Source organism: Thiococcus pfennigii (assembly GCF_016583835.1).
In the GTDB taxonomy this organism is placed as follows: domain Bacteria; phylum Pseudomonadota; class Gammaproteobacteria; order Chromatiales; family Chromatiaceae; genus Thiococcus; species Thiococcus pfennigii.
The window spans coordinates 1-8431 of sequence record NZ_NRRW01000093.1; the positions used below are offsets into that span (position 1 = coordinate 1).

Genomic DNA, 8431 nt, shown 5'->3' on the forward strand with positions numbered 1-8431 from the left:
TGAAAGCAATTCACATCGCCCCCCCGTATTCCTCGCTGACGGCCTCGATCCGAATGAAAAGCCGCCGCCGGGGCGGCATGAGGCCAGCGGTTTTTTTGAATTCAACGGGGTTTTCTTCCAGGCACTATCTAGAATTATGCCCTTTTGCAGGGTCTCTGCCTTCATTTGGTCGCCACTTGCTCCAATCTTCTTACTTGTAACATACAGCAACACTCGGACAGTCGGAAACTGCCCGGTTATGCGCTTAATTGTACTTCGGATTTTTGTTCTCCAGTCTGTTGAGACCGAGTACTGAATGGCGACGACGGGATTTCCTGTCGGTGAGAATAATTCTGAGTCTCTGCCACCATCCCCACTCGGTGAAGCCATTGTTCGCAATTCTGGAAATTCACTTACCAAGAACCGCGAACCAAGTTCCTCGAAAGGTTCCCAATGGGAAGGCCGAGCTTGCTCCAGCGCAAACGCGAAAAGTTGTGTATTCATGCGATTGTCCTTAGCTGCTTTCTGAGTCTGCGTTTCTATCAGATATAATATTGGTAACTATTCAGGACCCCTTGCTAGATCGAGTGTTAAGGTCTTGCAATCGACCATCGCCCGACTACAGTTAGGCCATGGCCAGAGCGCTTCGTATCGAGCTAGCCGACGGACTCTACCACTTTACCTCGCGCGGCGATCGGCGTGAGGCCATCTACCGTGACGATGCGGACCGCAGCGCTTGGCTCGAGCTCTTAGGCGATGTCTGCAGCACAAGCGGGGTCAAGCACAAGGGGGTCAAGCGAGGTCACATCCTGGAGGTCAGGTCTTGTAATCCAGCACCGCCCGACTACACTTGGGCCATGGCCTGACCCCTTCGTATCGAGCTAGCCGGCGGGCTCTACCACGTTACCTCGCGCGGCGATCGGCGTGAGGCCATCTATGGTGACGATGCGGACCGCAGCGCTTGGCTGGAGCTCTGAGCGTAAGCAGGACAAGCGGGGTCACGGCACAAGCGGGGTCTTGCAATCCAGCACGATCATCAAGGGGTCTTGAATTGCAACATATTCACCCCGCGATTGCAGGATTCGATGGCCTAGTAACCGGGGGCAACGGGTCTTGCAATGCAGCATCCTGCTGACAAAGCAACGAGCAGTGCGAGGAAGTAAGCGCGGGGGTCTTGCCTTTTGCTCTCGCGCAGTGCTCGGCCGCCGCGAGGAAGCGCAAACGCAAGACCCGGCCGGTGTCCCTCGCCCCACAACCCACGTCCCTCTACTCTGCTGGCATGAAGTCCTCGTCCAGGATCTGTTCGATACCATAGGCGCAGGACTCGGGAAACGGCGACTTCAGGAAACCGGTTTGCTCCAGCGCGGCGCGGGCACCGTTTCGGTAGGCGCGCTCCAGGAACTCTGGTAGCCGTTGTTCAAGGCTGGGGCTGTCTTCGAGCAGCAGGGCAAGCTGCCGGCGCTGCTCGTTGATGGTCAGGCGCCAACTGGTGCATCGACGTTCTGGTTGAAACTGCCACTTGAGTAGGTGCGCGAGCAACACGGCCAAGCGATTGATCAGCTCCCGTCGCTCGCGTGCACTCATGCTGTCCAATTCCTCGATCAAGTGCGTGACGTCCAGCTGATCGAACTGACCAGCCTTGAGGGCCGCAGTTTGCTCGTTGATCCACTGGTGGAAGTCGGCTTCGTAGCTGGTCATCGCTGTTGTCCGATCTGGGCTTGGGGACTTCAGGCGCGCCTGCGCGCGGATAGGGAGACCAACCGTCTCCGGGAGGAGGCTAGCCGGGGGGCAGTGAGCGGTCAAGTTCCCATCGGGACACTCGCCGTCGGCTTCTGCGCCGGTCCAAGCGGGGTCATCCAAGCGGGACCTCATCTTGACGCTGGCGTCACTGCCCCGGGAGTGCGGGCCGCTGCGGCGGCAGGGTTGTGCATCGAGCGCCGACGTGAGCGTGGAGCTAGCGATACTACGGGCGAGGATTCAGGGATACGGCTCCGGGGTCAGTACGGCTCCGCGCCCGCATTCCCTCGGCGACGGTCCGAGAAGCTGTGAGCATCGCGGTCGGCTAGGCAGGGTACACATGCGCTATCCCGACGGGTCAGTCAGGCGCACGGAGCCCAAGCAACTCGGCCTTTGCATGTTCGACGGCCGCGATCTGTTGCCTTGATGCCGTTGTAATCTTCGCTCCGACGCGCTCGCTTCGGTCAAGCGGGGTCAGGTCTTGCGGTCAAGCGGGGTCAGGTCTTGCAATCCAGCACGATCATCAAGGGGTCTTGAATTGCAACATATTCACCCCGCGATTGCAGGATTCGATGGCCTAGTAACCGGGGGCAACGGGTCTTGCAATGCAGCATCCTGCTGACAAAGCAACGAGCAGTGCGAGGAAGTAAGCGCGGGGGTCTTGCCTTTTGCTCTCGCGCAGTGCTCGGCCGCCGCGAGGAAGCGCAAACGCAAGACCCGGCCGGTGTCCCTCGCCCCACAACCCACGTCCCTCTACTCTGCTGGCATGAAGTCCTCGTCCAGGATCTGTTCGATACCATAGGCGCAGGACTCGGGAAACGGCGACTTCAGGAAACCGGTTTGCTCCAGCGCGGCGCGGGCACCGTTTCGGTAGGCGCGCTCCAGGAACTCTGGTAGCCGTTGTTCAAGGCTGGGGCTGTCTTCGAGCAGCAGGGCAAGCTGCCGGCGCTGCTCGTTGATGGTCAGGCGCCAACTGGTGCATCGACGTTCTGGTTGAAACTGCCACTTGAGTAGGTGCGCGAGCAACACGGCCAAGCGATTGATCAGCTCCCGTCGCTCGCGTGCACTCATGCTGTCCAATTCCTCGATCAAGTGCGTGACGTCCAGCTGATCGAACTGACCAGCCTTGAGGGCCGCAGTTTGCTCGTTGATCCACTGGTGGAAGTCGGCTTCGTAGCTGGTCATCGCTGTTGTCCGATCTGGGCTTGGGGACTTCAGGCGCGCCTGCGCGCGGATAGGGAGACCAACCGTCTCCGGGAGGAGGCTAGCCGGGGGGCAGTGAGCGGTCAAGTTCCCATCGGGACACTCGCCGTCGGCTTCTGCGCCGGTCCAAGCGGGGTCATCCAAGCGGGACCTCATCTTGACGCTTGTGTCACTGCCCCGGGAGTGCGGGCCGCTGCGGCGGCAGGGTTGTGCATCGAGCGCCGACGTGAGCGTGGAGCTAGCGATACTACGGGCGAGGATTCAGGGATACGGCTCCGGGGTCAGTGCGGCTCCGCGCCGCATTCCCTCGGCGACGGTCCGAGAAGCTGTGAGCATCGCGGTCGGCTAGGCAGGGTACACATGCGCTATCCCGACGGGTCAGTCAGGCGCACGGAGCCCAAGCAACTCGGCCATTGCATGTTCGACGGCCGCGATCTGTTGCCTTGATGCCGTTGTAATCTTCGCTCCGACGCGCTCGCGTCTGATAGCCATCAACTTGTCCACCATCACCCAGGAGCGGCGTTGGGAGTCGCCCGATGGTAAGTCCATAGAAACTCGATATGTCGCAGCTTCCCCATGTGTCGTGAACGGGCACGCGAGAATCGAACCTGGGCGTGCTGCATGGTTGTATTGGTCCGTCTGAACCACCAGCCACGGGCGCGGCTTTCCATAGTCTCCTGCCGCGGCGGCCAACACGACGTCCCCCCGACTTACGCCCTCCACGGCAGGTCCTTCAAGACCTCTGATTCAAGAGCTTCCATCTCCTCAAACGCTTCCTCCTCGCTTGCAAAGGGTTCCGGTGAAACGATGCAGCGGAGAGCCTCCTCAACCAAGATATGGACAGGAATGCCGCGCGCACGAGCCGTCGCTTGCACCTGCTGCGACAAGTCATCGGGAATTGTGGTCTGTAGCGTTGCCATCTTTCCACCGCTTGCAGTTGTGCTGAGGGAGGGGATTCTGTCAATCCCTTTCTAGCTTAAGCGGAAACTAAACGAGATACAGCTGGCGGGCAAGACGATGCCTTCGGACATCGTGGCGAGGCATCGTCCTGTTCACCGACCACGGCCAGCGCTCGGTCCAAAAAAACCGCGGGGTCGAAAAAAGCTGGGACCCTGGGGTCAGGTCTTGCAATCCAGCAACGCCCGACTACACTTGGGCCATGGCCAGACCCCTTCGTATCGAGCTAGCCGGCGGGCTCTACCACGTTACCTCGCGCGGCGATCGGCGTGAGGCCATCTATCGTGACGATGCGGACCGCGGCGCTTGGCTGGAGCTCTTCGGCGATGTCTGTGAGCGGTTCAACTGGCGGTGCCACGCCTACTGCCAGATGACGAACCATTACCACGTCGTCGTCGAGACACCTGAGGCCAACCTGTCCAAGGGCATGCGCCAGCTGAACGGTGTCTACACCCAAAGGACCAACCGACGCCACGGGCTGGCCGGACACCTGTTGCAGGGACGCTTCAAAGCCATCTTGGTGGAACGCGATGCGTACCTGTTGGAGCTCGCGCGCTACGTCGTGCTGAATCCCGTGCGCGCGGGCATGGTCCCGGCGGCGGAAGGGTGGGCATGGAGCAGCTACCGGGCGATGGTCGGGCGGGCGTCGGCGCCGGCGTGGTTGGAGACGGATTGGCTGCTCGGGCAGTTCGGCGAGGACCGCGGCGTCGCGCAGGCAGGGTATGCGGATTTCGTTCGCCAAGGAGTCGGCGGTGCGAGCATCTGGGACGGTCTGCGTCATCAGGTCTTTCTCGGCAGTGAGGGTTTCGCCGAGCGCCATCGCGCGACGACCAAGCCCTTGGAAGGGCTGCGCGAGGTCCCGCGTGCGCCGCGCCGGGCGTTGGCGGAGCCGCTCGCCGGCTTCGCGCGCCGGTATCCCAACCGTGACGAGGCCATGGCTCGGGCCTTCGCCACCGGCATCTACACGATGCAGGAGATTGCCGCGTTCTTCGGCGTGCATTACTCGACGGTGAGCCGCGCCGTACGACGCCTCGAGGCCGCACCAGACTGCAACGGGCCGCCAACCTCGAGCAAACAAGGTGCTTGAATGCAAGACCGGGCCCACTGCCGGCCCGAGGGTCCAGGCCAGCGCGGCACTCGAAGGCAGCGGCGGGTACACTCTCGAAGCGGGGACCATTTTGGTCTGCATGGCGCACGGATCAGCCGTATCGTTCGCGCAGCCGAAGTGGCAAAACGCAAGACCTGATAAGCATCCCTCTATGCGGCCGAGCGCGAGGCGCGCCGGGCCGGGCTGGGGCTCTGGGCCGAGGAGGGGGACTGGCAAGCGGCCGTGGGTGCATCAGAGGAGGTAGGGGGTGGCGGCGTGGTGGCTCTCGGTCGGTGGGTGGCGATCGGGTGCGGCGAAAGAGCGGTCGCAGCTCTGTGTCTCTATGACTGTCTGCTATGCGACGCAGGGCAGCCATCCAAGCAGTCCATGCGGCACTGACGTATAATCACGCCATGCTGACCGTCGTGGAAACGACCTCCTTTACGCGCCTTTGGCCAGACTATTGGACGGAGGACGAGCGAGGAGAGTTCTGTGCCTGGATCGCGAGCAATCCGGTCGCAGGCGATGTCGTGCCGGGGACCGGCGGTGTGCGCAAGGTCCGTTGGTCGAGGTCTGGTAGCGGAAAACAAGGCGGCGTGCGGGTGATTTACTACAACCGGCTGGCAAACGAACGCATCTGGCTTCTCCTGATCTACGCCAAGAGCGCCCGAGACGACTTGCCAGCACATGTGCTCAATGCGGCGCGGGAGATGCTGGATCATGCCGAAGACTGAACAAGAGCTGCTCGCAAGAGACGCCGATCGTGATATCGGCGCCGAATTGCTCGAGGCCATCCGCGAGATGAAGTCTGAGAAGGCAGGCGCAATCCACAGCCCGGTCGCACTCGCACGCTATCGCGTGAAGATGTCCCAAAGCGAGTTCGCGAGACTCCTGGGCGTGTCGGTCAGGACGCTCCAGGAATGGGAGCAGGGTCGACGCGAGCCGAGCGGTGCAGCGCGATCGCTCATCCGTGTGGCACAGGAGCGTCCGGAGGTTCTTCGCGAGCTGTTTCTCGACCAGGTCGCCTGAAACCCTCTGTCCTCTCCATCATTGCCGCGGGGAGAAGGTGTCAGGGGAGAAGGTATCAGGTCTTGTCTTTTGCCCGTGTCGGGCTAAGCCATGAGTTAAATTTACCGTCGCTGTGCACCACATTGCCTCGTGCGAAGATGCGTGCGAGTGCATCGATTACATCAGTCTGTAATCCGATCGGGACCGGGCCATTGCAGCACCCTGAGGCAGCGGTGGGTACACTCTCAAAGCGGGGACCATTTTGGTCTGCATGGCGCACGGACCAGCCGTATCGCTCGCGCAGCCGAAGTGGCAAAACGCAAGACCTGACACGATCGTCCGGCGCGGAGAGAGGCTAGTCATCGCCGATCACGGCACCTAAGTCAAGCTCGATAGCATCGAACGGCGGTACCCGGGCGCGGTCCGCGTCCTCGAGCGTCGCGACAACGCGCCACTCTCCCTCGTCAAGCGCATAGGCGATCAGCGCCCGGTCCTCGGGCCAAATGACCCAATAGTAGGGCACCCGATGTCGGCGCAGCAGTAGCGGGATGGATCGGGTGTCCTTCTTCTCATGACCGGGCGAGACGATCTCGCAGACCCAATCCGGCGGCAGCCCGATCGGCCCATCCGGAAGGCGCGGCAGGCGCTCGCGGCGCCATCCAGCGATGTCGTGGCAGGGACATTCGTGCGCCTCGTAGGCCACGCTGATCTCGGTCAAGATCCACCAGCCGCCCGGCCTCGCTCCGTCGTCGAAAGTGCCCAGGTGGCGGTTGACTTGGCTTTGGGCCCGAGCATGGCGCGCCCGCGTCATCGGGCGCCGGACGATTTCGCCGCCGATCAGCTCGACCCGTTCGTCGGACGATAGGAGCAGGTCTTGGACGGTCTTCAGCTGCAGTGCTTCCATCGGTCACCTCGGATCGGGCTGGGGCGCCGGGGTCTTGTTCCGTGCGTGCTAAGCGCTCCGCCGCGGAGCGGTCACGTCCGTAGATCGAGATTCTAGCCTAGGCCCAACGCTTGGCGCATTTTCGCCAACATAGCGCGCGCGATGGGTCAGGCGCGCGCGATGGGTCACGCGCGATGCGATGGGGCACGCGCGATGGGTCAGGTCTCACATGTAACATTCGCCCGCTTGCCCGGAGCGGTATTTGCGGGTGCCGGGGTTCTCGCATCGTGGCATTTCTTCGCTGCTGGGCAGGGAAGAAATGCACGGCCCAGCACTGCGATAGGGCGAGAACACACACGGTCCCTCAATCTGGGAAAACGGGGTGCCTGGATCGGTTCTCGCCTTATCGGACGGGGCAGAAATGCTACGATGAGAGATCTGTCCCCAGCGCCCCAGCGCCTTTATATTGTTCGAGGTTCTCTGTAAGAATTTCGCGAAAAGCATTGAGGGGCGCAATACGCCGGAAGTCGCCTATGGTTATAAGGTTAATCAATATATCCTCAAAAGGCTTTAATGCGCGCATCAAGCCAACCGCATACTGCGCCGTTGATCTCTGGAGCAGGTTTCGAGGTTGGTGTGCGGCGCAGTATGCGCCGGTTCATGCTTGTCGTGAGGTGTAATTCGCCCTCAGGCTGTAAAAGGGGTTTTGATGACTGATTATTTCGGTTCTTGCCTGTGTGGCGCTGTGAGGTTTGAGGTAAAGGGCGACTTCGACAGCTTTTACCTGTGTCATTGTCAGTATTGCCAAAAGGACACAGGTTCTGCTCATGCGTCAAACCTGTTTTCACGGTCAGCTAAATTGATCTGGCAGTCGGGTGCCGATGCTGTGACTTGCTTTACGCTTCCGGGCACTCGTCACAATAAGAGTTTTTGTAAGTTGTGTGGTTCAGCATTGCCAAGCACCCAGATTGCGGGTTTGCTCGTCGTTCCCGCAGGGTGTTTGGATACCAAGGTCTCTATGTTACCAACAGCGCACATTTTCACATCTAGCAAAGCTGCCTGGGATGGAGAGTCAGGGGAAGTGCCAAAGTTCGAGGGTCTGCCAGAGTGAGCTACCATGATATAGCCAGTGGCTGTTGGCGGACGCACCTACGCTGCGCACCGCGCGGCGATCGGCGTGGACTCGATCCGTTTTGACGGGCGGTATTTGCGTCGTGGCATCACGCCGCCGGCCTTGTCGGTGGATGGTCCCCGGTTCCGAGGGATCAGTCCTGAGGCGGTCCCGGCCTCAGCTGCTCGATGAGCTTGGCGGCGACCTGCTTCCAGTCGTGCGCCGCCCTGTCCCGCACGTTGGACTACGGGATCTCGATGAAAAATGGGTGCGGCCTCCGCATAATGTGCTCAGCCGGCGCATTGAGCCCCGAACTGATCGATCTTCTGCCAGAACTGCGTCCACCGCCCGGCGGTGTGGGTGAGGGCGCGCAGGCTGAGGACGATCTTCGCGCCTTTGTTCTTCCAGCGCATGCCGGAGGCGCAGAGCCGTTGCTTGACCAGGGTCTTGCAGGCCGCCTCGGTGA

10 protein-coding genes and 2 pseudogenes are annotated in these 8431 nt (G+C 61.3%); 6 read left to right on the forward strand and 6 right to left on the reverse strand.

Annotated elements, in window-relative coordinates:
* A partial coding sequence (locus tag CKO41_RS18485) for a hypothetical protein (protein WP_207144148.1) occupies positions 1-483 on the reverse strand: 483 nt, incomplete at its 3' end.
* Positions 484-611: 128 nt separating this feature from the next.
* Between CKO41_RS18485 and CKO41_RS19050 the strand changes: the two genes are divergently transcribed.
* Both CKO41_RS19050 and CKO41_RS17380 read left to right on the forward strand, forming a co-directional pair.
* A complete protein-coding gene (locus CKO41_RS19050; protein ID WP_338115613.1) occupies positions 612-845 on the forward strand; it encodes a hypothetical protein in 234 nt (77 codons plus the stop codon).
* 9 nt (positions 846-854) lie between these two features.
* Positions 855-947 (forward strand): annotated as a pseudogene (locus CKO41_RS17380) (addiction module toxin RelE); the annotation flags it as partial.
* Between the two features lie 298 nt (positions 948-1245).
* Here CKO41_RS17380 and CKO41_RS17385 read toward each other — a convergent pair.
* The 3 genes from CKO41_RS17385 to CKO41_RS19210 all read right to left on the reverse strand — a co-directional run bounded on the left by CKO41_RS17385 (position 1246) and on the right by CKO41_RS19210 (position 3642).
* On the reverse strand, positions 1246-1677 hold the full coding sequence (locus CKO41_RS17385) for a DUF29 domain-containing protein (protein WP_200250687.1): 432 nt from the start codon (positions 1675-1677) through the stop codon (positions 1246-1248).
* A gap of 792 nt (positions 1678-2469) precedes the next feature.
* Positions 2470-2901, reverse strand: a complete 432-nt coding sequence (locus tag CKO41_RS17390) for a DUF29 domain-containing protein (protein WP_200250687.1) — start codon at positions 2899-2901, stop codon at positions 2470-2472.
* Positions 2902-3297: 396 nt separating this feature from the next.
* The gene (locus CKO41_RS19210) at positions 3298-3642 is read right to left on the reverse strand and encodes a type II toxin-antitoxin system PemK/MazF family toxin (RefSeq protein ID WP_420826492.1); all 345 of its coding nucleotides are present in this window, start codon (positions 3640-3642) and stop codon (positions 3298-3300) included.
* 436 nt (positions 3643-4078) lie between these two features.
* Here CKO41_RS19210 and CKO41_RS17400 point away from each other — a divergent pair, with 436 nt between their 5' ends.
* The 3 genes from CKO41_RS17400 to relB all read left to right on the forward strand — a co-directional run bounded on the left by CKO41_RS17400 (position 4079) and on the right by relB (position 5992).
* Positions 4079-4963, forward strand: a complete 885-nt coding sequence (locus tag CKO41_RS17400; protein WP_200383185.1) for a transposase — start codon at positions 4079-4081, stop codon at positions 4961-4963.
* A 413-nt stretch (positions 4964-5376) separates the two neighbouring features.
* Positions 5377-5697 (forward strand): type II toxin-antitoxin system RelE/ParE family toxin, encoded by a 321-nt coding sequence (locus CKO41_RS17405; protein ID WP_200255315.1) that lies wholly within the window; start codon positions 5377-5379, stop codon positions 5695-5697.
* On the forward strand, positions 5684-5992 hold the full coding sequence (relB, locus tag CKO41_RS17410) for a type II toxin-antitoxin system RelB family anti-toxin transcriptional regulator (protein ID WP_200255314.1): 309 nt from the start codon (positions 5684-5686) through the stop codon (positions 5990-5992). Before CKO41_RS17405 ends, relB begins: the two co-directional genes overlap by 14 nt.
* Before the next feature lie 334 nt (positions 5993-6326).
* On the opposite strand, the gene CKO41_RS17415 is transcribed toward relB, so the two are convergent.
* Entirely contained in the window at positions 6327-6875 is a 549-nt protein-coding gene (locus CKO41_RS17415; protein WP_200255312.1) for a Uma2 family endonuclease, read from the reverse strand.
* 688 nt (positions 6876-7563) lie between these two features.
* On the opposite strand from CKO41_RS17415, the gene CKO41_RS17420 reads away from it, so the two are divergent.
* Positions 7564-7965 (forward strand): GFA family protein, encoded by a 402-nt coding sequence (locus CKO41_RS17420; RefSeq protein WP_200255310.1) that lies wholly within the window; start codon positions 7564-7566, stop codon positions 7963-7965.
* A gap of 290 nt (positions 7966-8255) precedes the next feature.
* Here CKO41_RS17420 and CKO41_RS17425 read toward each other — a convergent pair.
* Positions 8256-8431, reverse strand: a pseudogene (locus tag CKO41_RS17425) (ISKra4 family transposase); the annotation flags it as partial.

Excerpts from the sequence above, each read along its gene's own strand:
- CKO41_RS19050 (WP_338115613.1), top strand. The coding sequence starts at position 612 with ATGGCCAGAGCGCTTCGTATCGAGCTAGCCGACGGACTCTACCACTTT.
- CKO41_RS17385 (WP_200250687.1), bottom strand. The coding sequence starts at position 1,677 with ATGACCAGCTACGAAGCCGACTTCCACCAGTGGATCAACGAGCAAACT.
- CKO41_RS17390 (WP_200250687.1), bottom strand. The coding sequence starts at position 2,901 with ATGACCAGCTACGAAGCCGACTTCCACCAGTGGATCAACGAGCAAACT.
- CKO41_RS17400 (WP_200383185.1), top strand. The coding sequence starts at position 4,079 with ATGGCCAGACCCCTTCGTATCGAGCTAGCCGGCGGGCTCTACCACGTT.
- CKO41_RS17405 (WP_200255315.1), top strand. The coding sequence starts at position 5,377 with ATGCTGACCGTCGTGGAAACGACCTCCTTTACGCGCCTTTGGCCAGAC.
- relB (WP_200255314.1), top strand. The coding sequence starts at position 5,684 with ATGCCGAAGACTGAACAAGAGCTGCTCGCAAGAGACGCCGATCGTGAT.
- CKO41_RS17415 (WP_200255312.1), bottom strand. The coding sequence starts at position 6,875 with ATGGAAGCACTGCAGCTGAAGACCGTCCAAGACCTGCTCCTATCGTCC.
- CKO41_RS17420 (WP_200255310.1), top strand. The coding sequence starts at position 7,564 with ATGACTGATTATTTCGGTTCTTGCCTGTGTGGCGCTGTGAGGTTTGAG.